The organism is Pseudomonas sp. Pseu.R1 (assembly GCF_045764065.1).
Classification (GTDB): Bacteria; Pseudomonadota; Gammaproteobacteria; order Pseudomonadales; family Pseudomonadaceae; genus Aquipseudomonas.
The window spans coordinates 6133562-6159005 of record NZ_JBJGEE020000001.1 but is presented as its reverse complement, the minus strand read 5'-3'; the positions used below and the strand labels follow the sequence as shown (position 1 = coordinate 6159005).

Sequence of the window (25444 nt, the reverse complement as noted above, 5' to 3'; positions counted from 1 at the left end):
TTTTGTCCCCACATTCGGGGAAAACCCGGGTCATCGCTCTGCCGCCCGTTCGATCAGGCTTGCCGCACGCAATCGCTGCAGAGCCGCTGCGGTCGCCTGCGCCTGGCGTTGCTGATCCAGCGCCCGACGCGCCATGGCCAACCCTTGGGCGTCGTCGATGACGCGGTCGGCCGCACCGTTGTCCACCTTGATCAGGTGCCATCCGTAGACGGTGCGGACCGGATCGCTGACTGCACCGGGTGCGAGGCTGAACGCGGCGTCGGCAAACTCGGACACCATGCTTTCACGAGAAAAATAGCCCAGATCGCCGCCTTCGGCTGACCGGCTGTCCTGAGAGTATTGCTGCGCAAGCCGCGAGAAGTCTTCCCCGGAGACGATCCGGGCGCGAAGTTGCAGGAGTTGCTGACGCACCGCTTCCACCACCGCCGGGTCTGCATTGGGGTCGACGGGCAGCAAAATGTGCCGCGCGTGGATGCGGGGGGACAGTTGCCGATAGAACGCCTCGACGTCCTTCTGCGTGGGGGGCTGCACCTGGCTCAGCTCAGCCAGCATGCGCTGACTGGTCAGCTCGCGGCGCAGGTAGTCGATGAAGGTGACGCTATTGAAACCCGCCTCCTCCAGACGACGATTGAAGACTTCATCCGAGGTGAACTCGGTGCGCAGGGCCGAATAATTGTCTTGAACGCTCTGTTCATCGACACGGATGCCGCGCTTGCCCGCCTCCTGCCACAGCAACTCTTTGTCGATCAGGTCATCCAGCGCGGCACGCCGCAGCCGGTCATAGGCCACCGGGTTGCGAATGGAACCCACCATCCGCCCCTGAGCCTGTAAATAATCGACGAAATAGTGCTCCAGTTGGAGTTGGCCGATCTCGACCCCATTGACCCGTGCCACGGCCATTTGCCCAAAGGTAGGCTCGGCCACGGCTTCGGTGCGGCCCACCGTCAGCAGCACGCCGGGTAACACGAACGCCAACATCATTAACATCAGCTTGAGCTTCATGGCGAATACTCACTTCAGTTAGCAGCACTGACCCGATTGACCTCGTTGTCAGTCCCAACCCGTTCGAAACGTTGTCGCTGCGCATCCACGGTCACCACTTGGGCGTCCGTCATCCCCACCCGTCGCCCGGGTCCGAACCCCAACATCGGGGTCAAGCCGGTCTGCACGTCATGCAATCCTTCCAGCGCCTGGATCAACGGCCCACGCGCCGGATTCCGACCGATCTGTCGCAACCCTTGTGCCAGTAGCAGCACCGAGCAATACGCATCGACCTGCAACACTGGGTATTGCCCCTTCAACCCGGTTCTTTCGCGGATACGGGCCAGAGCGCTTCTTCCCTGAGGCGTCCAGTCATCCGGCGTGAACGGGTACGCCAGAAACACCCGTCTGGAAAACGTGCCGGGGATGGACCATACATCCGCAGGCACGTGGGCCGAGGCGGCAAATACGTAGGGTGCATACGCAGCACCTTGCAATTGCAGTGCCCGAACCATGGCCCCAAAATCGGTGGGGCGACCCAGGAAAAACAGGGCTTTTGCCCCAATCATGGCGGTGTTGCCAGCCAGAGGGCGATCGGCCGGATAGCCGAGCAGCGAGACATCCCGCCAGCCTTGAGCGTTGAGGTCCTGTTTGAGTGTGTCGGCCTGATGCCGGTCGAGCGGGTTGTCCTGATAGACGATCAGCGTGCGTTGCCCTGACAGGTTCAGGCTGTTTGCGGCATAGCGACCCAACGTGCGCAATTGCTCGGCGGTGCCCGGCAACGGCTCGAACATCATCGGGCTGTCGGTGTCGCCGCCCAATAGCGACACCGACCCCACCAGCGGCACCTGAGCCTGTTCCAGCAACTCGCCCAGTTGCCCGTCCAGCGCGGGCACCAGTGGCGAAACCAGCGCAAACACCCCCTGCTCGCCGGTCAGCACTTGCAAGGCGGCCTTGGCGCTCTGGGCATCGGGACCGGGGTCGAGAATCTGCAGCTCCAGTTGGCGGCCATGAATGCCACCGTCTTCATTGATCCGGGCCAGTGAGCCTTTGAGGATGGCGGCGAGGGTATCGCCCAGTGCGGCCATCGGCCCCTGCGTGGGCAGCAGCGTGCCCAGACGCAGGGTCGAGGCGTGTACGCCGGGGTCGCGGTCGTCTTCCAGGCGTTTGAGGTAAGCGAGCAGATTGAGCTGATCCTGCGCCGACATCACAAAACGCGGCATCGCACTGTCGAGCCGGTTGCCGCCCGGATCGATGCCTTCGATGACCGCGTGAGACAGCGCGCTGTCGCTGTAAGGGGGATGGTTGCGCCCCCTGCTGAGTTGCTGACCGTAGGGCGTGCTGAGACGCCGCCAGGTAATGTCCGGCGGTCGCACGCCGCCTTCCGGTCGCCCACGGCCATCGGCGCCGTGGCAGCCGGCACAAGGCACGGTTGCGGCAGGCACGATCGCGCCGGACACCCCGATGCGCGCCGACACGTCCGCGCCACTGGCCGACAGGCCTTCGCGGTACAAACGTTTGCCTGCGGTTTCTGCCGGGGTCAGCTCGATGCCCTGAGCGATCCCGGTCAGGCAACACAACAGGCAAAACAGCGCCAGCGGCTTCATGGATGGCCCCCTCAACGTCCGGCAACCGGCAGTGTCAGAAATTGCAGGCGCTGAGCGATGGCGTCCACCGGTGCGTCCGGACGAATCTTCGCCCAGCGTTTGGTCGCTACATCGCCCACAATCAACTGCGTGGAGTGCTGTTCGGGGCTCGGGATCAGATGCCCCAGGCGCCCCAACACCAAGTCCATTTGCGCCTGGGTGCCGGTGAGGAATCGCCAGTTCGGGCCATCGACGCCATGCTTGGCGGCGAAGGTTTTGAGCACCTCCGGGGTGTCGTTTTTCGGATCGCTGGTCAGGGTGATGAACACCACCTGTTTCGCAACCCCCTCGCCCATGGCGTCACGCACCTCCTTGAGTTTGCGGGTGATCAGCGGGCAGGCGTCTTTGCAATGGGTGAAGACCACGTTGAGCAGCACCAGCCGATCCTTCAATACATCGCTGTAAAAGCGCACCTCGTTGCCATCCTGATCTTTGAGCAGGGTGTCGGTGAAATATTGTTGGGCGTCGTGAGTGCCCGTGGTGGGCGGCGCCCCTTGCACGGAGGCGGCTGTGGCCAGGGTTGAGGATTCGTGGGCCTGGGCGGCCGTCATGAATAACGCCAACCCTGCAAACACCCCGCCCCACCTACGCCACATCCCCTGTAGGAGCGAGCTTGCTCGCGATGAGGCCGGTACAGCCGACACATCTGCGCCTGCCGAAAAAACCTTCCTGAGCAAGCTCACTCCCACAGGACGCTTAACTGCCACAGCATCGGCTTTCATGGCTGCACCTCCCCCATCACATACACCCCATGACGCCCGCTTTTGGAGGCGCGGTCGCCACGCAATTGCTCCACCCGTTCCACCAGCAGCGCGGGGTCGGTGAAGCCGTTGAAGCGGGTCCAGTGGCTGCTGCGGCCATCGCCCACCAGAATCAATGGCGCATGGTTCTGCGGGTCGGCGCTCCAGGCGCCCAGCCCCTTGAGCGTGGCATCGATGGCCTGTGGGGTGCCGGTCAGCCAGGCCCAGCCGGGACCGTGCTGAAACGTGCGCGAATAGCTCAACAACCGAGGCGCGGTGTCACGCAGCGGGTCGACCGAAATCGAGACGATCTGCACCTCGGTCCCGACCTTCGCCCCTAGTTGCGCCTGCACCCTGGCCATGATCGACGAAATCACCGGGCACACCGTGGTGCAGGTGGTGTAGATGAAGCCCATGACCACAATGCGGTCGCCCACCAAGTCCCGCTTGAGGTTGACCGGATCGCCATGCTGGTTGGTCAGCGACACGTCAGCAAAATGCACCACGGTATTTTCCTGGGTCACCGCTGTTTTAGGCTGCCCATGGTCGGCCCCGCCATGGGCCTGCGTGGCGTTCGACACACTCAACCCCACCAACGATGCCAACAGCGAGACTGCAAGGGCGTATTTCATGGCGTTGTCCTGTCGGAAACAGCGGGACTCTGGTTACTCAGGTGCACCGGGGAATTGTCCACCGGCATCACCCGCAGACTGGCGTAAGACTGTTCATTGGCACGAATGCCCAAGGATTCAGAGCGCGCATGCAGGTAATACGCACCGGTTTCGCTGAGGTCGGCCTGGGCCTCATAGATACCCTCGCCCACTTCCACCGCCAGCACTTCCTTGGGCCGTGAACTGGGGGCCAGGAAGTAGCGCAGGTAAACATCCCTGGCGCCGGTCATGGGGGTGTTGTTGCGCCCCTGAACCAGACGAATGCGGATCGGCACCAGCTTGCCGACCGGCTCGAAACGCCGCTCCAGCAGGAAGGTTACCCGAGGAATGGCCAAGCGTTTTTCCAGCGCAGGATTGACCTCGATCTGCGCGGTGAAACAGTGAATGACCTGAGGCTGGTTGAGCATGAACGCCACATCGAAGTTGCCCGCGCTGGGCAGGCGCACCCGTGAGCTGTACACACCGGGTTCGACTTCTCGCAAGCTGCGGTCGATCACCCGCACCGCCCTCGCCGCATTGCCGCGGTTGGGGTAACCGGACATCGGCGCGTTCATGCCTTCGGCGTAGAAATACGTGGTGTTGTCCACCGGGTTGACCACGAACACCGCATCGTTGTCCCGCGCCGGACTCAAACCCGCCGCCAGCGGCAAATCCCCCGCCAGGCGCGGCGCCGCAGGCCCGGCTTCGAAGGATTGCAGGATCGGCTTGCGGTCCCGGCCAAGGCTTGACAGGTTGACCATGGTCACCCGCGACGAGGCCAGGCCGCGAATGTAGGCGTAGTTCTGGGTGACGGTGACCTGAAACGGCTCGGGCGACACCTCCAGATCGTGCAGCACGCTGTCGCTGGCACTGTCGATCACCAGCGCGTGGCTGTTCAGGGTGTTGAGTACAAAACCGTAACGCCCGTCCTCGGTGAAACTCATCGGACCCAGTCCTTGCTGCGCCGCGATGACCTTGCGCACGTCCAGCGAATGCGCGTCGATCACGGTGATGGTGCCATCCCGACCATCCGCCACGTACACCGCGTCTGACAATGGCGAATAGGCCAACGACAGCGGATGACTGCCGGTCTTCAAGGTTCTGGCAGAGGCCAGGGTCGCCACATCGAACACCTCGACGGTCCCTGCATCGCGGCTGCTGACGAAGGCGAAACGCGAATTCTTGCTGAAGGCAATTTCATGGTGGCCAGGGCCGGTGGGCAGGAATTTCAGGCGTTTGAGCGATTGTGCGTCGATCACCGTGACGCCGCTTTCGCCTTCGTTCGGCGCGTTATTGCCGACCCACAGATAGCGTTCGTCCGGCTGCAACGCGACACGCAGCGGCTGGCTGCCCGCCGGAATATTGTCCAGTACCTGGAATTTCTCGCCGTCGATCACCGCCACCTCACCCGCCGACGGCATCGAGACAAATACCCGTTTGTCGTCGTTGGTGCTGGTCCAGTCCATGCCCGGCTGCCTGAGCGCGATGCGGGTCAGGGTGCTGGTGATGCCGCCCACCGACACCGTCGGATCGATCACCGTGGCGCTGGCGTCCTTGTTCAGCACCATCAGGAAATAGCTGTTCAGGTCCAGCAACGGCCGGGCGCCAATGGTGCTTTTCAGGTACAGTCCGACCCGCGACTTGCACTGGGCATCGCGGGAAGTGCCCTTGTCATCGGCCACCATCGGATCGAGCCAGGCACCGGGTGCAACCCCCGCCAACGGCTGACCGGTGGCGCTGTCGGTGACGCTGAAGCGCACGTCGGCGAACATCCCTTCCATCAACGGGCCGCTGTTGAGCGGGCGAGCTTCGAACTTCACGATCACGCCATTTCTGACCCATTGCTGTCGGTCACTGGCAAGCCCTGGAAACGTCTGCGGCCCTTCGGTATCGCCCAACGCCAGATTGGCGTTCTTCACCGGCTCACCGGAATGCCCCATGACCACCAGCGCCGCCGCCAGCGCACCTCCCGCGAACACGCCTCTGATCCATCCATTCACACTGCACCCCCTGTGGACCCGATGCGAGCATCAGGTCCGATGAGTTGTGTCAGGTCCGCCCGCCTTGTTGTTATAGGGCAAACCGCTGTTCTGGCTATTCGTCCCCTACGGCGTGGCCGCGGGCTCCGGGTCGTTAGTCACCCGCAGGATGCCCCACAGCCCCGAGAGGTTGCCGAACCCTGCGTAATCGCGGAACAGGTAGTCACCCGGCACGGCATTGGTGCCCCCTGCACTGGGCAGCATGAAGCTGAAGTGCGCAGCCGGCAGGACGCTTTCCTGGGCGCCCACGTACGTCGACATCGGGTTGTAGGCGAACTTCACCGACCCCACGCCCGACGGTCCCATCGGGTAGCCGCCGCTGTCGGACTTCTCGGCCTGGAACGGATGGGTCGGCCAGAGGTGTCCGTCGAGCTGGAACGTGGTGCCACGGCTGCCGCCGCCCGGCAAGGTCACGTGAGCGCGGAACGGCTGGCCCGGTTTGGCGTAGAGCACGGGCGTTTGTGGATCGCCGCCCACCAGCGCGTTGCTATAGGCCATGTGGGCATTCGGGACATCAGCGAGTCCATGGCCATCGGCGTGGCCGAACGGCGCATCAGGCGCCTTGGCAAAGCGATACCACAAAGGCTCGCTGCGATAGTTGATCGCCATGCTGGAGTTGTCCTGCGGATCGGCGGGCGCGCCATTGCCTTCTGCAGCGATATTGGGCACCGGACGGCCATTGGCCCAGCGCATGTTCAGCGACTTTTGCATCACCAGCATGAAGTCCCGGTAGGCGGTCTGTCCGCTCACGGTGACCGTCGCGTTGGCTCTGGAGCGGGTGTCCTCGGTCCAGGTGGCGCCGAACGGCATGATCGCCATCGCCCCGCCCAGGCCTTTCTGTGGCTGTTTGATCGGGTCAGACGGTATCAGGTTAAAGCCGCCAAACTCGATGGGCGTGGCGTCGATGTTGTCCACCGCGCGGCCCAGTTGCGACACCGGTTTGCCTTCGCGCTCCAGATGCCCGGCGTAATACTGATAGGTGCGGGTCGGCCACGCCCCCGAGCTGCCAGCTCGCGGTGCGACGGTCTGGATCGGGTTGATGCCGACGTTGGCGCCGTCCGACTTGCTGATGTCATACGCCACCAACTGGGCGTGCAGGCCCACGTGGGACGACGGCCGCATCAGGTTGTTGTTGAAGGTGGTCGAGCCTTGCGCGCTGTTGCGATCACGCTTCACGGTCCCGGCCATCACCGCCACGTTGGGCAGGTCCGGCATGGCGGCGGGCAAGCGGTTTTCCAGCGTCACGTTGATGCAATCCCCGGCAGCGGCACGCAGCACCAACGGCTCGACCGGCACGCCCACCTTGAGTTTGCCGGTGGTGGCGTCGAGATCGGCTTTGCGCACGTACAGAATCGCGGTCGGATCATGCAGCGGTCCGGACTGCCCGCCAATGGTGAAACTGATGCCGTCTTCCGGATCGGTCACCGTGGCCTGCGGGATGGTCACCGCGCGCTTGTTGAACACCAGCGTGCCACCCGCCGGATTCAGCGCAGCGCCCACATGCTGCCCCTGCCCGGCCGCATCACCGATAGTCAGGTTCAACGGGTTGCTCAGGATGTCGTTGGCCAGCGCCGCGACCACCTCGAAATTGCGCTGCACCGTGGGTCGGGTGCCGACGCCACTGGCGTTGGTGGTGTAACGCGGGCACACGCCGTCGAACGCCGTGGTGTTGCGGGCGATCACCGGTTTCGGGTTGTTCGGCAGCGGGAACAGGTCGTTGCGTTGCGCGCCGTAGTTGCGCATCACGCCCCACATACCGTTCCAGTAGCCCTCCAGCGCGGCGTCCATGGCGTACAAGTAGTCGCCGGTATCGCTGGCGTTGCTGGACATAGTGGCAACCGGCGCGTTGAAGCCCATCTGCTCGGAGATGCCGACCATCTGCGAGGATTTCCACCCCGAGTTGGAGCTGCTGCCGAAGCCGGTACCCGATTGCAGCCATTTCACCCCGTGCAAGGTCACGTTGTGCTCTTCCTCATGGCCACCGGCGTGTACTCGCAGCCGCACGTTGTCGCCCGTGTAGGTGCGCAGCATCGGTGTGAACGGGTCACCCGGCAGGTCGCCACCCCGGTTGATGTGCGGCGGGAACAGCGTCACGCCGCCCGTTGGCCCGGTGGCCTGGGTGATCGCGCTGGGCGCCAGGTTCAACGCCGGGATCGCCCGATCGGTGCGGGTTTGCAGGGCATACGACAGATCCCCCGCCAGCCCGTTGGCCTGCATCCCCGGCTTGCCGTCCGGCGCCGTGCGCAGCGGGTCGAAGATGCGCAGGCCCAGAGGCTCGTTGCGGTAGTTGACGACGAACATGCCGGGATCTTCCACCGAGATGGCCTGCGGGCAAGGCCGTTGCGGGCACTTCTCCATCACGCCCCCGGCCACTTCCAGCACCGACTCCAGCAGGTTGTCCGCGTCCTTGCGTCCCGGCGGATTGATCGCGTAGCGGAAACTGTTGGCGGTGGCCGGGTACGCCTGGCCATTGGGCACGCCGTTGGGGCCTGCGCCCACGTAAACCCCGGCCTCGTAGGCGTGCACGAAATCGCTGTATTCGAGGAAGAACTCGCGGTAGCTGTCGTTCTTGCCATCGCCATCCAGATCGCCGGTATTGATCACCGCTTGCCACGAGGTCGGGCCACCGTCCTGACGAGCACTGCTGTAGAGCTGCTGGCCGGTCTCGGAGTGGAACCAGGTGGAACCGGCCGGTTCAGCCAATACGGTCGCATACAGCCCCAGTTGTTGATGGGTCGAGGGACCAAGGTGGTCGTGGGTGAAGATGGTGCCCAGCCCACGGTCGATGCCACGGGTGTTGACCACCGGATCCGCGAACCAGCGTTGCATGGCCGTGCGCGCACCGAGCCAGTCGGCCCGCCCGAACTGGCCGAAATACGGGTGTGCTTTGGCTTTCGGGCACGTCGGGGTGCCGTCACGCGGGTCGGCTTCGGTGCACTGGTTGAAACTGCGGATCGCATGCACCCGCTCCACTACGGTCGCAGGCGAAAGCAGGCCATCTTCATAGTTCCAGCCGTTGGCCGAGCCGTCGGCGGCGGTCAGGTCCCACTTGGGCAGGTGAATGTGCTGGCCGATGACGTCGGTCGGGGTGCGAATCTGGTAGTCGTCCAGTTCGTAGTAATTGGGGATCAGGTTGGTCTGCTGGTACATCACGCAGTCGAAGGTGTTGATGCGCATCACCAAGGGCTCAGGCGGACGCTGTTTGTTGATCACCGGCCAGACGTCCTCCCACAGCGCCAGGATGCGCGCCTGCGGGAAGTGGTAACCGACCTTGTTGTAGACCGCGTCGAATTGCAGGTTGGCGGCCTTGTACAGTCGCGGCTTGTCGGCGGTGTATTGGGAAGACCCGGTAAACGACATGCCGCCGGTGGTCTCGCCACTGTTGAAGGTGCCCAGACCCGCCATCGTGGTCAGGCGCTTGCCCCGGTCGTCCATGCACGGCTCGTAGAACGGCGCACCGGCCACCGGCAATGCGCCGTTGGTGCGGAAGGCCTTGGCCACGACCTGACTGCCGGGCAACGTGGCGAAGCTGGGGTGATCGGGCTTGGCGTGGAAGCGCATCGCCGCCTGTTCCACGTCGGTGCCCTCTTCCGGCATGTACACGGCTTTGGCCTTGTGCACGACTTTCGACAGATCGGTGGCCGTGGTCACCGTTTCCGCCTCACCACCCGCCGCCACGCCGTCCAGTGCATGACGCGGCAAGCCGCCGTCCCAGCCGCCGGACTGCAACGGGTCGAGGTTGGCCCACAGGGCATTGCCGCTGTCACGCAGGGCCTGTGCCTTGGCGGCGTCGAGCATGTCCAGCGGCGGTGTGGGCGGGCGCTGGCCGACGGTGCTTTCCATCCCGCCGATCCAGAACGGATAACCGGGATTCTTCAACGAGCCGTCGGCGTTGCGGTTGGCGTCGCTGCGGTCGACCAGCACCACCGAACCGATGACTTTCTGGCCACCTTCATCTGGATGATCGTCATCCTCTACATCATCATCGTCGTTGGCGGCGACCAGTTCGCCCAATTTGGGCACCACCGCCACCTTGCCGGGCATGGGCGCCATGGCCTTGCCCGGCAGCGGAACGATGGCAGGGATTGGTGTGCCCGCAACGATTTCACCGTCCGGCAATGCGCGGGCACCCGCAGCCGGCTTGCCGTTGCGCAGGGCGAACGGCGTGGTGTGGAACCCGTCATTGCTGGCCTGTGAGACCTCCAGCCGGGTGCCCTCTTCGAAGACGTCGTGAATCCGCCACATGGTCCACATGCCTTGGGCGAAGTGCGGATAGAAGTGGCAGTGATAGATCGCATCGCCTGACACCCGGTTGCGGTTGCCCGAGCCGCCATTGGCGATTTCATAGGTGTAACCGACGCCCGGCCCGATGCCTTGAGCGTCCATGTAATCGGAGTTGTCGTCGTTGGGGTTGAACAGCCACTGGTGCCCATGCAGGTGGAAGATGTGCTGTTCCTTGCCGTTGTGGGTGTTGCGGATCTTTACCATGTCGCCGATGTAGCTGTGATTGACATTGGACGGCTCGCCCGGGTACAGGGCCATGCTGGCCTTGATGCCGGTGGCATCTTTTGGCGGCACCTGACCCGGTACGACCTGCTCCAACCCGACGTTGGCGGGCACGTCCACCAGCATGCCGATGTCGCCCACGGTGTGAGAACTGAGGAAAAACTCCTCATAAGCACAGGACAAGCAATCGTGCATCGGCCCCACGCCTAGACGATTGGCGATCACTTCAGCACCAATGGCGCCAGAACCGTAGTTGATCATGAAGGTGTCGCGAGTCGGTTGCAGCATGTGGCCGAACACGGGGTCGGCGAAGTAACCGGGGAACGCTTGAGTCACCGCCGTTTCATCGTTGAACACCGCCGCGAAATCGCGAAACGGCTCCAGGCGGTTCGGGATCGCCGGGTTGCGCTTGCCAATGCTTTCCAGCGGATAGGTCGAGGGCGGGAAACTGCCGTCGGTGTTCGGCCCCATCACTACCGCATCGGTTTCGCTGTTGATGATCTCGTTGCCGTTGACCATGTTGATGATCGGCATCCCTGCCTTGCCTTCGGTGATCCAGGGCTGGCGTTGCGGGTAGCGCGCTTCGTAATCGATGATCGGCTGGCCGGTGGGCGCACGGCCATTGCTGGCCAGGCGCATTTCTTCTTCGGTGAGCACATTGCGATAGGCCCGCGCGCCCTTGGGCAGCACCACCACCTGGGCGAACAAGCCGTTGGCCATATTGCCGGAGGTGCCTTCACTGCCGAAGGTCGCCGCCTGGCTGTTGGCGTTGAACGCCCCTTCGCGTTCGGCATACAGGGTGTACGAGCGCGTGGCGCCGGGGGCCAGGAGGAAATTGCCGTTCTTGCCGACGTTGGAGGACATGTCGGCGATGCTGTTGACCGCCTGCATGCCGTTGACCGCAAAGCCTACATAGCGCTCGGCGACCTGGTCGTTGACCACGAATTCCTTGGGCATGTTGGCCTTTGGCCCGTCGCCTTCTTCGCCTTCGATTTCAGGCCCTTCTGCTTCGCTGTTGGGGTTGGCTTGCAGCGCGAGCAGATTTTGCACGGTCACGGTCAGGCAGTCCCCGGCGGCCACGCGCAACACCATGGGACGCGGGCGCTTGTCCGGGCGCAGCGTCACCCTGCCCGGCACCGCCGCACCACCCTGAGTGAGCAACACGTTGTTTTCATCCACCACATCGCGGCGCAAGGCGTAGATCATGCCGTTGGCATTCTGCGCGCCGAGCCGGTTGAACATCAGGGGTTGATCCAGCGCCACGACGTTGGCCACCAGGTTGCGTTCGCAACGGGCAGCGGCTTCGACCGTGTCCTCGAAGGCGAACAAGGCACCGAAGGACAGGCAAAGGTTGAGCAGACGAGAGGAATGGGGCTTCATCGTGACGGGTCCTCCGTAACGGGAATCTCACACAACTGCGTATAACGGCTCTGAGCAATGAGCGTGCCATACCATCAGTCGTTTAAAATCAGCCAGTTAGAGAGGACAGCAAGGGGAATTGGGGAAAGTCACAGCCCCCGAAACTGGGGCAACCCCCCAACAGGGCATTGACGAACATGGAGGTGCTGCATCACCGCCTCGCCACCAAGGCGGCTCCCACACACTGGGCGCCGATCATGTTTCCAAGGCTCGGCGCCTACAGGTTTTGAGCGCATTCAGCCAAGAAGTCCGCTCACACTTTGAACCGCGTCACCATCGCTTTCAGATCCACCGCCAGACGCGACAGCTCATGGCTGGCCGCGCTGGTCTGGTTGGCCCCCGCGGCCGATTGCGCGGCCAGATCACGAATGTTCACCAGATTGCGGTCCACTTCCCGCGACACTTGCGCCTGCTCTTCCGAAGCGCTGGCGATCACCAGATTGCGCTCGTTGATCTGGGCAATGGCCTCGGTAATGAGCTCCAGCGCATCCCCCGCCGAACTGGCCAGACTCAGGGTGTTGCGAGCACTTTCGGTGTTACGCGACATCGACTGCACCGCGTCCCCGGTGCGGGTCTGAATGCCCGCCACCATCTGCTCGATCTCAGTGGTCGATTGCGCCGTACGATGGGCCAGCGCCCGAACTTCATCCGCCACCACTGCAAAGCCACGCCCCGCTTCCCCCGCACGCGCCGCTTCGATGGCTGCGTTGAGCGCCAGCAGATTGGTCTGCTCGGCAATGGCGCGGATCACGTCAAGCACCTTGCCGATTTCCCGGCCCTGCTCCGCCAACCCTTCAACGACCGCCGTGGTGGACTGAATGCGTTGGCTCATGTCCTGAATCGACCGGACGGTTTCCACCACCTGATCCCGGCCCTGATGGGCCGTGCGGTTGGACTGCTGCGAAGCCTCTGACGTCGACACCGCATTGCGCGCGACCTCTTCTACCGCAGCGGTCATTTCGTTGACGGCGGTCGCTGCTTGTTCGATTTCGTTGTTCTGTTGCTGCAAGCCACGCGAAGACTCTTCGGTCACCGCGCTCAACTCTTCGGCCGCCGAGGCCAGTTGCGTGGCCGAACCGGAAATCAGCTCGATGGTCTTGCGTAAGTTTTGTTGCATGGTCACCAGCGACTTCAACAGTTGCGCGGCCTCGTCTTTGCCGTCCACTTCAATCGGACGCGTCAGATCGCCGCCTGCGATTTCCTCGGCGGCACGCACCGCTCTGGACAGCGGGTTAACGATACTTTTGGTCAGCATCCAGGCCAACAAAATGGTCATGAATGCAGCGATCACCGACACCGCGATCACACCCACGTTGGCGCCATCGTATTGCTGTTTCGATAAAACAGCGGCCGCCGACGCGTTGGCCTTGTTAATGGTGATGAGTTGGTTGATCTGCACGCCCATCAGGTCGGTGGCGTCTTTCATCTTTGTATTGATCAAGTTGCGCATCTCTTCGACTTTTTCCTGACGGGACAAGTCGAGCACCTGCGATTGCACATCCAGAAAGGTCGCCAGCGTCGCCTCGAACTGACGGTACGTGGCCAGTTCTTCACCTTCAGCGGGCAAGGCGGCATAGTTCTTCTTGGCCTCTTGCAACTTGCTGATCAGTTCGGCAATGCGGGTATCCGTTTCGCGCAGCGCCGCAGGCTCGCGGTTGACCAGCGTGCGGAACGAGGTGATGCGCAAACGCAGCGTGTTCTCCAGCATGTTGCCCAGAAACCCCACGCTGGGGAGCTGGTTGGTTTCCATGTCGGTGGTGGCCTGACGGATCACCGCCATGCGGTTGAGAGAGAAGAAGCCCAGCCCGATCACCAGAACGGCAATAAAGGCGAACCCGAGGAATGCACGCGGCGCGATGTTCATGTTTCTAATCGACATGGAATGTCTCTCTTTAAAAATCCGGCAGAGTGCGTCCATGCGAAGCTCAAGCATCCAACACTTAGAGGCTGCTGACTGATCATTGAGGGCGACAACACCTCCCCTATGAAAGGCTTATTGCACTTGCTCTTTTATCGGCCAGCACTCTGTATTTATTCAGCGGGCTTTACTGTTTTTTTAAAACATTTGTTTTTACGGATCCAATAAAGGCTCAACGAACGCTTACCTGTTAACTGTGTGTTACACCCCGTAAAAAATCTGTGAATTTTTAGGGTTTTTCAACCACGCTTTATCATTACCCCCTTAGCAGTGGCAAAGCGCCTTATTTCGAAATAACGTTTAAGCAACAGTCACAAATAGCCTTAAAGAATAAACAGGTACGACAGACATCAAGGAAACGTAAAAATGTTTCGCTTGTAGGAATTTTTTCTCATCTCTGTAAGAAGTCGGTGCTACTTTTACCTGACTCGTGATCTGCGAGGCCTCGCTTCGACCAACGAAGGATGAAAACAAAGCCACGCCCTGCTCTGGCACGCGCGTTGCGACGTTCCTCGACGCGAGATAGCAGACACTGTTTTCCTGCCCTGCGGAGCTTTGGAATTGCTCGATTGAACGAGGTGGGTCCCATGAATAAAGTCACGTTCCCTAACGCCTGCCAGCTGATGCGCTGGCATTTTCATCCAGTGGGCTTCGAAGCCACCATGGATGCACCCGGCAGTATGGTTGCACGCCTGTTCGACCGCGCCAGCGGTGAAACGGTGATTGCCATCGCCGGGATTCCCTGTGCGACGGTGATGAACGCAGTCGACGTGGAGACCATCATCGAGGCCATCGAACTGGAACTGGAGACGTTCGTGCCGCAGCAGTTGTATCTGCATCGGGCGTAGCTTGGCTTGCCGCCCCACGCCGATCCTCGAAAAACACCTTGTCCCCGGCAATCCGCGCCGACGCCTTGGGCACGTTGGCCTCATCATTACCACTCGCGTCGATGAACCAATAGCAATGCCGCACAGCGCGGGTGATAGCTACGTACGCCAGGCGCAGTACCTCATCTTTCTGGGCGTTGTCGAAGGCTTCCAGATCCCCTTCCTTACCCAGCCCGGCCAACTGATAAACCTGGTTTTTGTAGGGCGACTGGGTCAGGTGCTGGCAATCCCCCAGCAAAAACACCGCGTCGGCCTGCAAGCCCTTGGCGCTGTGGTAGGTCAATTGCTTGAGGCGCCGCGCTTGGGGAGGGAGTGCGTAATCGGCGTTGATCACCGCCTGCAAGGCGTCAGGCAACTTGTTGCGTTCACTGCCCTTGCGGTACAACAACAGCACCGAATCACCTGCGTTGTAATGCTCGACGAGGCTCGCCACCAGTTGTTCGTCATCGCGATCCAGCACCGTCACCGGCAGCAATTCCTGAACCGGACCGCTGGCCCTGGCCTTCTTGCCACTGATGGCCGGTGCGGCGCGGACGATGTGCTCGGCAGCGTCGATGATGTGCTGATGGCTACGGAAGTTGTCGCTGAGCATGACTTTGGTGGTCGACGGCGAAGGAAACTCCTTGGGGAATTCCATGAAGAACTTCGGCGAACTCCCACGCCAGCCATAGATCGACTGCCAGTCGTCGCCCACGCACAATAATGACGAACGCTGAGCGCCACGCCCGCTGTGCAACGACGATCCGCGGCTGCGCACTTCACGCAGACTCGCACGAATCCATGAGACGATTTGTGGCGACACGTCCTGAAATTCGTCGATCATCAGATGCGACAGCGGGCGCAAGCCCTCGTCGCTGACCAGTTTGAGATTTTCCGGCGAGTGTTCACCGAACAGCGCGAACATCCGGTTGTAGGTCATGACCGGCGGTGTCTGCGCCAGCAGATGGTCTTCAAACGCCTTCCAGAACAGACTCAAGGCTTCGAAGAAGAACCGGTCCGGGTCCTGATCGGAAAAGCTCATGCGCGACACCGCATCCGGCACATCAAGGCCCAGGTTTTCGATGAACCCGGCGGCCGCGACAAAGCAATCCAGCAACGGCGCAGCGCTCAGTTCACCCTTGACCTTGTAATCGAAGCCTGGCCCCGCCACGGCCGCACCCGACAACGACTGCATCATGCCGCGTGACGCCTCGTAGTTTTCCAGCCAGATCACCGGTTTGCGGCAGAACGCCTGAAACAGCGTGCGTTTGATCACCCACTCCGCCCAGACCGGCAGTTTGGCATCGGGGCGGCGCAGGTGCTGATCTTCGCTCGGGTCGAAGCCCAACACGATCCACGCATCGAGTTCAGCGGCATAACCGTGGACGTGAAACGCCAGGCCGCTGACTTCAACCGTCTGGCGCATCGGCTCCACGCCTTGAATCGGCCACATGCCCTTGCGAATCCACAGGTCTTCGATGACATCGCACAGTTCTTCATCGCGGGACGAAGACAGCCCCATCACGGTGATGCGCTTCTGCACATCCGGGTGGTCGCGGTCCAGTTCCTTGAGCTGAAGGGAATGCCGATACAGCGGCGCCATCACTTCACGAAAGCGCGGGTTGGCCGCGTACAGGTCGCGGTAGCAGAGGTTCATCTGCTGACGTTGCGTGTCGTTGATACGCAGGTCGAACGGGTTGCTGTCAGCGCCCATGTCCTGCGATGGATTGCCGAACAGGTCTTCGCTCTGACTGCTCAGGGTTTCGAACGCCTGCAGTTGCTCGAAGCCTGGCAGGCTGCGCACCAGCGGCAGAATCCGGGAGTGGAAAGTACGCACCACGTCGCGGGCCTGACGCAGCGACAGATCATGGCCCCACAGGCCCATGATCTCGATGAGTTTGTTGATGAAGTCCTTGCGTGACTCGCGGGTGAAGGTCACCACGGTCATCGCGTCCAGTTCGAACCCCAGATAGTGATGCAGCAACAGCACCCGCAGCACCAACGAAGTGGACTTCCCGGCCCCGGCCCCGGCGATGACGTAGGTGGACGGAGTGTCGCTGAAGATCATCTTCCATTGCGCGGTGGTCGGCTGAGCGTGGGCGGCAAGCTTTTGCGCAACATCGGCCTTGACGCGCTTTTTCAGTTCGTTTGTCAGCGGCAAACGCCAGTCATCGAACAGGTGGTCGTCCACCCGCGGCCCGCGATGCTCCTGCGGCCGGGTGTCGCGAATCACCAGCACGCGGCGCCCCTCTTCGATACCGTCCAGACGCCCTTCCGCGTACCCCTCGTCCATGCCTTCGGCGTGGCCATTGAGGAAACCGTCGGCATGGCCCTGCCGCCACGAGGGCACGTGTTGCGCCTGAAGACGCGACAGACCGCCGCCGATCAGACGCGCCAGCAGGCGCTTGAAGAACGGCAAACGATCCGGCGTGTTCAGGTCAGGGGGCAGCTCGTGAGGTGGCTCGGCGGAAAAATCGTGCGACACGCAGGCTCCGGGTATCAGCGGTGAACGAGAAAGCGCCTATGGTCGCCCCAATCGGCGCCAAGCTCCAGCGAAATGCTTTGCGGTCATGGGGTTAGCCGATCAATTGCAGCCATAACGGTAAATTACCCACCCCAAATACATTTAACATTTCGATCATAACCACGCAAAACTTACGCTTTTTATCGATATCAAATTGATAGATCATGGCCCCATCAACTAACAGCGGCGCCCACCTCAACGGCCCGGCACTGCTAACGGAGGAACTGATCATGCTGCAACTTCGCCCTTTCAAATCCCTTGGCGGCGCTGACCACGGCTGGCTGAACGCACATCACCACTTCTCGTTCGCCAACTATTACGACCCCGGCCGCATGAGCTGGGGCCAACTGCGGGTCTGGAACGATGACGTGATCGAAGCCGGTACTGGCTTCCCTCGCCACCCGCACCGCGACATGGAAATCATCACCTACGTTCGTGAAGGCGCGATCACCCACGAAGACAGCCTGGGTAACCGTGGCCGCACTGAAGCCGGTGATGTGCAAGTGATGAGCGCCGGGACCGGCGTGGCGCACAGCGAATACAACCTGGAAGCGAAAGACACCAAAATCTTCCAGATCTGGATCATGCCGGACGAAGTCGGTGCTCCGCCTTCATGGGGCGCCAAACCGTTCCCGAAAGGCAACCGCGAAGGCTTCGTGACCCTGGCCAGCGGCAAGGCAGACGACGACATCGAACTGCGTATCCGTGCCAACGCTCGACTGGTCGCCGCCAACCTGAAGGCCGGTGAAACCGCTGAATACGCACTGGATGAAGGTCGCCGGGCATACCTGGTACCGGCGACCGGCAGCATCGAGGTCAACGGCCTGCGTGCCGAAGCCCGCGACGGTGTGGCAGTCGCTGAAGAGCGCGTGTTGCGGGTGACCGCCATCGAAGACAGCGAAATCGTGCTGGTGGATGTCGCTTGATCCATACGGACGCGTAAAAACGAAAGCCCCGATTTCACTCGAAACCGGGGCTTTTTTGTCCTGCTCAATCCATCGGGCGACGCAACAGGTAGGTGTCCATGATCCAGCCCTTCTCGGCCCTCGCCGCTTCGCGGGTTTGCCTGATGCGCTCACTGACCTCGTTCAGCGGTCCGGCAATCAGGATTTCATCTGGCGTGCCCACGTACGCCCCCCAATAGATGTAAAGCCTCTGATCGACGAAGCGCTCGAAGGTGCAGTGCGCGTCGAGCATCACCCAGACATTGTCCAGCGCATCGGCCGAACCCTGTGCCAGACGCCGCCCGGTGGTGATGCGGATCGGCTCGCCAATGCGATTGAGCGGTATCCGGTGCTGCGCCGCCAGTGCCTGCACGCTGGTGATGCCGGGAATCACTTCGTAGTCGAAACACTGCCGACCACGCGCCAGCACCCGCTCCAGAACACGCAGCGTGCTGTCATACAATCCTGGATCACCCCACACCAGAAGACCGCCCACGTCGTCATCGCCCAGCTCATCGGCGATCAACTGCTCGAACAACGCTGCTCGCTGCTCATGCCAGTACTCGATGCCCTGCTGGTAAGAAGCAGGGTCATCTTCCCGTCGAGGATCACGCACCTGCACCAAACGGTAATCATCGCCCTCGATATAACGCTCGCACACCTCACGACGCAGCCGCAGCAGGTCGTCATTGGCGTAGCCCTTGTCGAGGATGAAAAAGACCTTCGCCCGGTTTAACGCCTTGACCGCCTGAATCGTCAAGTGCTCGGGGTTTCCGGGGCCAATGCCGATGAGGAGGAGTTTTTTCATGGGAAAGGCTTCCGGCCTATTCGTGTAGTTCGCGCAATGCGGCAGTCGCCAGGAATCCGGAGCGGGAGCTGTAGCGCCGGTCGGTTCTGACCCGGGCATCAATGCGCTCCAGAAGAAATTCGGGCAGCGTGGCGTTGAATCGAACGGCTTTGCCGAAATAAGGCGTTACATCAAACTCCACCACCGCCCACACGCCGCCTTGGTAGTCGGGGTTGCTGATATGGGTATCGATGTCATGGACAGCAGGCAACGGCTCGCCATCGGCCACCAGCCCCTCGAAATGCAAGGCAAGTGCTTCCTTGACGTTGTCCAGAGCCTCGCCGACCGACGCGCCCGCCGAAAAACAGCCGGGGATATCCGGGACCGTGACACCATAGTCGGAGTCAACGTCCTTGTGCAGCACCACAGGTAATTTCATGCTCGCTTCCTTCCAGGCTCAACAGCCGCTGTTGAACTCATTTGAGCCCCGCCTGCTTCAGAATGTTGTGAATCGTCCCTTTGGGTAAATCATCCTTGGGATGCGGAACGGTGACACGGCCCTTCTTGATCGGGTGCTTGTATTGACGATGGCTGCCACGCACCTCAATCAGAACCCAGCCATCGTCTTCTATCCTTCGAATCATCTCCCTGCTACGCATCAGCCTACCCCTGAATTGACCGATGTGTATAGTACACACCAGAATTCAATGAACCCGGCTACAACGAATGGTTTTATCAGACTGGATGTAACACACGTCGAAATTAGTGCACATTACCCGTAGGCCATTCTCGAAATCCCGGCAACAGCATGACCAAAACAACAAAAATCACCGATCCTTCCTACGAACTGATGGACGACCACAATGGCCTGTCGATCATCTACCGCGAGCATGGTTTCCCTTGCCCATTGGTGCGCTGGCACTTTCACAAGGAATACGAGCTGCACTTGATCATTGCCAGTTCGGGCAAGGTGTTCGTCGGTGATTACATCGGCAATTTCCATCCCGGCACGCTGTTTCTGACCGGCCCCAACCTGCCGCATAACTGGATCAGCCAGATCGGTGAAGACGAGGTCGTACCCAAGCGTGACATGCTGGTGAATTTCACTGAGGAGTTGCTGGAAAGCGGCAATCAGGTGTTCGCCGAACTCAAGACCCTCACGCCGCTGCTGGAACGGGCGCAATACGGCATCGAATTTCGCTGCAAGCGCACTGTTCGTCAGGCCATGAAGCTGATGCAGAAGATCGCTGACTCCACCGGCATGACTCGCCTGGGGCACTTTTTCATTCTCCTGGAGCTGTTGGCGGCCAGTGATGATTTCCAATTGTTGTCGGGCACCACCGCCTCACAACTGTCGGATGACCACGCCGTGGAGCGCACCAACAAGGCGGTGGATTACATTTTCACGCATTACGCTCGGGAGCTGACCCTCGAAGAGGTGGCGGATCATCTGGGGATGAAACCGACTTATTTCTCCCGCGTATTCAAACAAGCGACCGGTCGAACCTTCGTCGAGTTCGTCAATCGGTTGCGCATCAGCAAGTCCTGCGAGTTGCTTGCCGATGGTGAAAAACCGGTGACGGACGTGTGCTTCGAGTCCGGCTTCAACAACATTTCCAACTTCAACCGGCGTTTTCAGCAACTCAAAGGCATGACGCCGTCCCATTATCGTCGGCTTGCGGTGCAGCGGCTGACCGAGCAAAACCTGTACTGATTCGCTCCCCTCTCGCCCCCATCGACTACGCTGGAACTGCGCCACACCATGCTGGAACGCAGTTCTGGTGCGTTGCCGTCTGAACTCTCAGTGCAAGAAAGTATCAGTTCAAGTGTGTCGCAGGATTTGTCATCGTCTGTGCGGGCCGTTGTAATCAACGGACTTCTTCCAGGTCTTTTGGAAGGAACAAAAACAATAAACCAAGCTTCTGGCGCCGCGAGGCTCAGAAGAGGAGAGATACATGAAGACCTCTGCAAACGTTCTGCTTGCTTGCGCCTCTCTGTCACTCGGCCTGACCCTCTGCAACAGCGCCTCAGCGGGCGAGGTGACCATCGCCACCGTCAACAACAGCGACATGATCCGCATGCAGCGGCTGTCCAAGACCTTCGAAGAACAGCATCCCGACATCAAACTCAAGTGGGTGGTCCTTGAAGAGAACGTCCTGCGTCAACGCCTGACCACGGACATCGCCACCAAAGGCGGCCAGTTCGACGTACTGACCATCGGCATGTACGAGGCCTCGCTGTGGGGTGCCAAAGGCTGGCTGAAAGAAATGGACAACCTGCCAGCGTCCTACGCGCTGGACGACGTGTTCCCTTCGGTACGTGACGGCCTGTCCGTCGACGGCAAGTTGTTTGCCCTACCGTTCTACGCCGAAAGCTCGATCACCTATTACCGCAAAGACCTGTTCAAAGACGCTGGCCTGACCATGCCGGAGCGTCCGACCTGGACCCAGATTTCCGAATTCGCCGACAAACTCACCGACAAGTCCAAAGAGCAATACGGCATTTGCCTGCGCGGCAAGGCCGGTTGGGGTGAGAACATGGCGCTGATCACCACCGTCGCCAACGCCTTCGGTGCACGCTGGTTCGACGAACAGTGGAAACCGCAGTTCGATCAGCCAGAGTGGAAAAACGCGCTGACTTTCTACACCAACGTCATGAAAAAAGACGGCCCACCCGGCGCCTCCAGCAACGGCTTCAACGAAAACCTCGCGCTGTTCAACAGCGGCAAGTGCGCCATCTGGGTCGACGCCAGCGTGGCCGGCTCCTTCGTGACCGACAAATCTCAGAGCAAGGTCGCCGATAACGTCGGCTTCACCTACGCGCCTCACGAAGTCACCGACAAAGGCTCGGCCTGGCTGTACTCGTGGGCCCTGGCGATCCCGACCAGCGCCAAGAATGACAAGGACGCCCGCGCCTTCACTGAGTGGGCGACCTCCAAAGAGTACGCCGCGCTCGTCGCCGAGAAAGACGGCGTGTCCAACGTGCCGCCAGGCACCCGCGCTTCGACCTACACCGATGCGTACAAGAAAGCCGCGCCGTTTGCCGACATCACCCTGGAATCGCTCAAGGCGGTCACGCCGAAAGCGCCGACCCTCAAGCCTGTGCCTTACGTCGGCATCCAGTTGGTGACCATCCCTGAGTTCCAGTCGATCGGCACCTCGGTCGGCCAGCAGTTCTCGGCGGCATTGGTGGGCACCTCCTCGGTCGATCAGGCCCTGACCAACGCGCAAAGCGTATCCGAGCGTGAAATGAAGCGCGCGGGTTACCCGAAAAAGGGCTGATCCCGCTCGTCTCCGGGCAGCGACCGGCCTGATCGGGTCGCTGCCTTGCTCACGCTTTTGCCCCGGTTCGGAGTCATCATGAACACCTCAACCATTCCCCCTCGCGCGGCTCAGGTCGCCGAAAAAGACCCGAAAAAAGCCAGCGTCACCAAACCTGGCTGGTTTCTGGTCAGCCCCTCGGTGGCCCTGCTGCTGGTCTGGATGATCGTCCCGCTGGGCATGACCATCTATTTCTCGCTGATTCGCTATAACCTGCTCAATCCGGGTGAAAACGAATTCGTTGGCCTGGATAACTTTGAATTCTTTGTCACGGATTCAGGCTTCTTTCCCGGTGCGATGAACACCCTGTTGCTGGTCGGTAGCGTGTTGGCCATCAGCGTGATCCTGGGTGTACTGATTTCCGCACTGCTGGAAGCCACCGAGTTTTTCGGGCGCGGCATTGTGCGCGTGCTGTTGATTTCGCCGTTCTTCATCATGCCCACGGTCAGTGCGCTGATCTGGAAGAACCTGATTTTCCATCCGGTCTCGGGCATTCTCGCCTGGGTCTGGAAGTTGTTCGGCGCCCAGCCCGTGGACTGGCTGGCCAACTACCCGATGCTCTCGATCATCATCATTGTGTCGTGGCAGTGGCTGCCGTTCGCCATTCTGATCCTGATGACCGCCATGCAGTCGCTGGATCAGGAGCAGAAAGAAGCCGCACGTCTGGATGGCGCCGGTCCCATCGCCATCTTCTGGCACTTGACCCTGCCCCATCTGGCGCGGCCTATCGCGGTGGTGGTGATGATCGAGACCATCTTCCTGCTCTCGGTGTTCGCGGAAATCTTCACCACCACCAACGGCGGTCCGGGTTTCGCCTCCACCAACCTGGCCTACCTGATCTACAACCAGGCGCTGTTGCAGTTCGACGTGGGCATGGCCTCGGCGGGCGGCCTGATCGCGGTGGTCATTGCCAATATCGCCGCCATCATCCTGGTGCGGATGATCGGCAAAAACCTCACCGAAAAATCCTGAGGGCACGGACATGATGACGCTCAAACAATCCCGTCGCCTGCAAAGCCTGCTGCTCGGCAGCCTGTCATGGCTGGTCGCGGCGCTGATCTTCTTCCCGATCTTCTGGATGGTGCTGACCAGCTTCAAGACTGAACTGGACGCCTTCGCCACGCCGCCGCAGCTGTTCTTCACGCCGACGCTGGAAAACTATCTGCACATCCAGGAGCGCAGTGACTACTTCCACTTCGCCTGGAACTCGGTGTTGATTTCGTTCAGCGCGACGATTCTGTGCCTGTTGATCGCGGTTCCGGCGGCCTATTCCATGGCCTTCTTCGAAACCAAGCGCACCAAACAGACTCTGCTGTGGATGCTCTCGACCAAGATGCTGCCGCCAGTGGGCGTGCTGATGCCGATCTACCTGCTGGCCAAGACGTTCGGCTTGCTCGACTCGCGCATCGCACTGATCGTGATCTACACCCTGATCAACCTGCCGATCGTAGTCTGGATGATTTACACCTACTTCAAGGACATCCCCGGCGAAATCCTCGAAGCCTCGCGGCTGGACGGCGCAAGCACCGGGCAGGAAATCTTCAAGGTGCTGATCCCGATCTGCAAAGGCGGCCTGGCCTCAACGGCGCTGCTGTCGCTGATCCTGTGCTGGAACGAGGCGTTCTGGTCGCTGAACCTCACGTCCTCCAGCGCTGCGCCCCTGACGGCGTTGATCGCCTCGTATTCCAGCCCTGAAGGGCTGTTCTGGGCCAAATTGTCGGCAGTGTCGACGCTGGCCTGTGCGCCGATCCTGATCTTTGGCTGGATCAGTCAGAAACAGCTGGTCCGTGGGTTGTCGTTTGGTGCGGTGAAATGAATCACGCCACGATCTCACTTCGTGGGAGCCGGCTTGCTGGCGAAGGCGTCAGCCCCGTCACGTCGATGTCGCCCGACAAACCGGATTCGCCAGCAAGCCGGCTCCCACAGAACCGTAGCTTCGCACCCTGATCCTTCACAGCGATTCATGAAGAACAAAACTGGAGCCCCACATGGCTAACCTGACAATCAGAAATCTGCAAAAAGGCTTCGACGGCCACCAGATCATCAAAGGCATCGACCTGGACGTCAAAGACCGGGAGTTCGTGGTCTTCGTCGGTCCGTCCGGCTGCGGCAAGTCCACCCTGCTGCGCCTGATCGCGGGCCTTGAAGACGTCACCAGCGGCAGCATCGCCCTCGATGGCCGGGAAATCACCGAAGTCACTCCGGCAAAGCGCGACCTCGCGATGGTCTTTCAGACCTACGCCCTCTACCCGCACATGACGGTGAGCAAGAACCTCTCCTTCGCCCTGGACCTGGCCGGTACACCGAAAGCCGAAGTCGAGAAGAAAGTCGCCGAAGCTGCACGCATTCTGGAACTCGGCCCCTTGCTGGAGCGCAAACCCAAGCAACTCTCGGGCGGCCAGCGTCAGCGTGTGGCCATCGGCCGCGCCATCGTGCGCAACCCGAAAATCTTCCTGTTCGACGAGCCACTGTCCAACCTCGACGCTGCGCTGCGGGTGCAGACGCGCCTTGAGCTGTCGCGCCTGCACAAAGAGCTGGAAGCGACGATGATCTACGTCACCCACGATCAGGTCGAGGCCATGACCCTGGCCGACAAGGTGGTGGTGCTCAACGGCGGTCGCGTGGAACAGGTCGGCTCGCCGCTGGAGCTGTACCACCACCCGGCCAACCTATTCGTCGCGGGCTTTCTCGGCACACCGAAAATGGGCTTCCTCAAGGGGAAAGTCAGCCGCGTCGAGGCCACTGGCTGCGAAGTCACGCTGGACGCCGGTACCCAGATCAACCTGCCCTTCACCAATGCCCAGCAAAGCGTTGGCGACGCCGTGACGTTGGGTATTCGCCCTGAGCATCTGGAGATCGCCAAGCCCGGCGACTGCCAGTTGCAAGTGGTGGCCGATGTCAGCGAGCGACTGGGCAGCGACACCTATTGCCACGTGCGCACGCAATCCGGCGAGGCCCTGACCATGCGGATTCGCGGCGATCTGGCCAGCCAGTACGGCGAAACCCTGAACCTGCACCTGGACAGCGCCCATTGCCACCTGTTCGACGCCCAAGGCCAGGTCATTCGCAAAGCCATGCAAGCCGCGGCCTGAGTCCGCCGCGCT

The 25444-nt window shown here is 61.1% G+C and carries 17 protein-coding genes and 2 pseudogenes; 7 read left to right on the top strand and 12 right to left on the bottom strand.

Translation table 11 applies throughout. From position 1 onward, the window contains the following. Positions 1–30: 30 nt before the first annotated feature. From ACI5GA_RS27915 to ACI5GA_RS27880, 8 genes and pseudogenes are all read right to left on the bottom strand, one after another. Positions 31–1002: a peptidylprolyl isomerase gene (locus ACI5GA_RS27915; protein WP_421425187.1), complete on the bottom strand. Its 972-nt coding sequence runs from the start codon at positions 1000–1002 to the stop codon at positions 31–33. A gap of 14 nt (positions 1003–1016) precedes the next feature. Continuing rightward, on the bottom strand, positions 1017–2588 hold the full coding sequence (locus ACI5GA_RS27910) for an ABC transporter substrate-binding protein (RefSeq protein ID WP_421425185.1): 1572 nt from the start codon (positions 2586–2588) through the stop codon (positions 1017–1019). An 11-nt stretch (positions 2589–2599) separates the two neighbouring features. After that, the gene (locus ACI5GA_RS27905) at positions 2600–3223 is read right to left on the bottom strand and encodes an SCO family protein (RefSeq protein WP_421425184.1); all 624 of its coding nucleotides are present in this window, start codon (positions 3221–3223) and stop codon (positions 2600–2602) included. Positions 3224–3345: 122 nt separating this feature from the next. Then, positions 3346–3999, bottom strand: a complete 654-nt coding sequence (locus tag ACI5GA_RS27900; RefSeq protein WP_421425183.1) for an SCO family protein — start codon at positions 3997–3999, stop codon at positions 3346–3348. Further along, entirely contained in the window at positions 3996–6017 is a 2022-nt protein-coding gene (locus tag ACI5GA_RS27895) for a cytochrome D1 domain-containing protein (RefSeq protein ID WP_421425182.1), read from the bottom strand. Before ACI5GA_RS27895 ends, ACI5GA_RS27900 begins: the two co-directional genes overlap by 4 nt. 105 nt (positions 6018–6122) lie before the next feature. Continuing rightward, a complete protein-coding gene (mnxG, locus tag ACI5GA_RS27890; protein WP_421425181.1) occupies positions 6123–11942 on the bottom strand; it encodes a manganese-oxidizing multicopper oxidase MnxG in 5820 nt (1939 codons plus the stop codon). A gap of 292 nt (positions 11943–12234) precedes the next feature. Beyond that, on the bottom strand, positions 12235–13098 hold the full coding sequence (locus tag ACI5GA_RS27885) for a methyl-accepting chemotaxis protein (RefSeq protein ID WP_421425554.1): 864 nt from the start codon (positions 13096–13098) through the stop codon (positions 12235–12237). Further along, a pseudogene (locus tag ACI5GA_RS27880) lies at positions 13093–13845 on the bottom strand (MCP four helix bundle domain-containing protein); the annotation flags it as partial. The pseudogene ACI5GA_RS27880 and the gene ACI5GA_RS27885, both read right to left, overlap by 6 nt. Positions 13846–14468: 623 nt before the next feature. Between ACI5GA_RS27880 and ACI5GA_RS27875 the strand changes: the two are divergent. Then, positions 14469–14747, top strand: a complete 279-nt coding sequence (locus tag ACI5GA_RS27875; protein ID WP_404638890.1) for a DUF1652 domain-containing protein — start codon at positions 14469–14471, stop codon at positions 14745–14747. A gap of 7 nt (positions 14748–14754) precedes the next feature. Here the strand turns inward: ACI5GA_RS27875 and ACI5GA_RS27870 are convergent. After that, positions 14755–17250, bottom strand: a pseudogene (locus ACI5GA_RS27870) (UvrD-helicase domain-containing protein); the annotation flags it as partial. A gap of 269 nt (positions 17251–17519) precedes the next feature. On the opposite strand from ACI5GA_RS27870, the gene ACI5GA_RS27865 reads away from it, so the two are divergent. Then, positions 17520–18215, top strand: coding sequence for a pirin family protein (locus tag ACI5GA_RS27865; protein ID WP_404638886.1), 696 nt, complete (start codon positions 17520–17522; stop codon positions 18213–18215). 64 nt (positions 18216–18279) lie between these two features. On the opposite strand, the gene cobF is transcribed toward ACI5GA_RS27865, so the two are convergent. From cobF to ACI5GA_RS27850, 3 genes are read right to left on the bottom strand one after another with little or no spacing between them, the layout of a single operon-like run. Beyond that, on the bottom strand, positions 18280–19041 hold the full coding sequence (gene cobF, locus ACI5GA_RS27860) for a precorrin-6A synthase (deacetylating) (protein WP_421425179.1): 762 nt from the start codon (positions 19039–19041) through the stop codon (positions 18280–18282). Positions 19042–19057: 16 nt separating this feature from the next. Then, positions 19058–19459 carry a type II toxin-antitoxin system HicB family antitoxin gene (locus tag ACI5GA_RS27855; protein ID WP_404638882.1) on the bottom strand — a complete coding sequence of 134 codons (402 nt, stop codon included), beginning with the start codon at positions 19457–19459 and terminating at the stop codon, positions 19058–19060. A 37-nt stretch (positions 19460–19496) separates the two neighbouring features. After that, positions 19497–19679: a type II toxin-antitoxin system HicA family toxin gene (locus tag ACI5GA_RS27850; RefSeq protein ID WP_404638880.1), complete on the bottom strand. Its 183-nt coding sequence runs from the start codon at positions 19677–19679 to the stop codon at positions 19497–19499. Positions 19680–19828: 149 nt separating this feature from the next. Here ACI5GA_RS27850 and ACI5GA_RS27845 point away from each other — a divergent pair, with 149 nt between their 5' ends. The 5 genes from ACI5GA_RS27845 (at position 19829) to ACI5GA_RS27825 (ending at position 25432) form a co-directional block, all read left to right on the top strand. Then, positions 19829–20734: an AraC family transcriptional regulator gene (locus ACI5GA_RS27845; RefSeq protein WP_404638878.1), complete on the top strand. Its 906-nt coding sequence runs from the start codon at positions 19829–19831 to the stop codon at positions 20732–20734. A gap of 241 nt (positions 20735–20975) precedes the next feature. Next, positions 20976–22301 (top strand): ABC transporter substrate-binding protein, encoded by a 1326-nt coding sequence (locus ACI5GA_RS27840; protein WP_404638876.1) that lies wholly within the window; start codon positions 20976–20978, stop codon positions 22299–22301. A gap of 78 nt (positions 22302–22379) precedes the next feature. Beyond that, positions 22380–23312, top strand: a complete 933-nt coding sequence (locus tag ACI5GA_RS27835; RefSeq protein WP_404638874.1) for a carbohydrate ABC transporter permease — start codon at positions 22380–22382, stop codon at positions 23310–23312. A 10-nt stretch (positions 23313–23322) separates the two neighbouring features. Then, positions 23323–24156, top strand: a complete 834-nt coding sequence (locus ACI5GA_RS27830; RefSeq protein WP_404638872.1) for a carbohydrate ABC transporter permease — start codon at positions 23323–23325, stop codon at positions 24154–24156. 172 nt (positions 24157–24328) lie between these two features. Next, positions 24329–25432 carry an ABC transporter ATP-binding protein gene (locus ACI5GA_RS27825; protein WP_404638870.1) on the top strand — a complete coding sequence of 368 codons (1104 nt, stop codon included), beginning with the start codon at positions 24329–24331 and terminating at the stop codon, positions 25430–25432. The last annotated feature ends 12 nt before the right edge of the window (positions 25433–25444 follow it).

Coding starts and splice junctions, on each gene's coding strand:
- ACI5GA_RS27845 (WP_404638878.1), top strand. CDS start 19,829: ATGACCAAAACAACAAAAATCACCGATCCTTCCTACGAACTGATGGAC.
- ACI5GA_RS27900 (WP_421425183.1), bottom strand. CDS start 3,999: ATGAAATACGCCCTTGCAGTCTCGCTGTTGGCATCGTTGGTGGGGTTG.
- ACI5GA_RS27825 (WP_404638870.1), top strand. CDS start 24,329: ATGGCTAACCTGACAATCAGAAATCTGCAAAAAGGCTTCGACGGCCAC.
- ACI5GA_RS27865 (WP_404638886.1), top strand. CDS start 17,520: ATGCTGCAACTTCGCCCTTTCAAATCCCTTGGCGGCGCTGACCACGGC.
- ACI5GA_RS27905 (WP_421425184.1), bottom strand. CDS start 3,223: ATGTGGCGTAGGTGGGGCGGGGTGTTTGCAGGGTTGGCGTTATTCATG.
- ACI5GA_RS27885 (WP_421425554.1), bottom strand. CDS start 13,098: ATGCAACAAAACTTACGCAAGACCATCGAGCTGATTTCCGGTTCGGCC.
- ACI5GA_RS27910 (WP_421425185.1), bottom strand. CDS start 2,588: ATGAAGCCGCTGGCGCTGTTTTGCCTGTTGTGTTGCCTGACCGGGATC.
- cobF (WP_421425179.1), bottom strand. CDS start 19,041: ATGAAAAAACTCCTCCTCATCGGCATTGGCCCCGGAAACCCCGAGCAC.
- ACI5GA_RS27840 (WP_404638876.1), top strand. CDS start 20,976: ATGAAGACCTCTGCAAACGTTCTGCTTGCTTGCGCCTCTCTGTCACTC.
- ACI5GA_RS27850 (WP_404638880.1), bottom strand. CDS start 19,679: ATGCGTAGCAGGGAGATGATTCGAAGGATAGAAGACGATGGCTGGGTT.
- ACI5GA_RS27915 (WP_421425187.1), bottom strand. CDS start 1,002: ATGAAGCTCAAGCTGATGTTAATGATGTTGGCGTTCGTGTTACCCGGC.
- ACI5GA_RS27830 (WP_404638872.1), top strand. CDS start 23,323: ATGATGACGCTCAAACAATCCCGTCGCCTGCAAAGCCTGCTGCTCGGC.
- ACI5GA_RS27835 (WP_404638874.1), top strand. CDS start 22,380: ATGAACACCTCAACCATTCCCCCTCGCGCGGCTCAGGTCGCCGAAAAA.
- mnxG (WP_421425181.1), bottom strand. CDS start 11,942: ATGAAGCCCCATTCCTCTCGTCTGCTCAACCTTTGCCTGTCCTTCGGT.
- ACI5GA_RS27855 (WP_404638882.1), bottom strand. CDS start 19,459: ATGAAATTACCTGTGGTGCTGCACAAGGACGTTGACTCCGACTATGGT.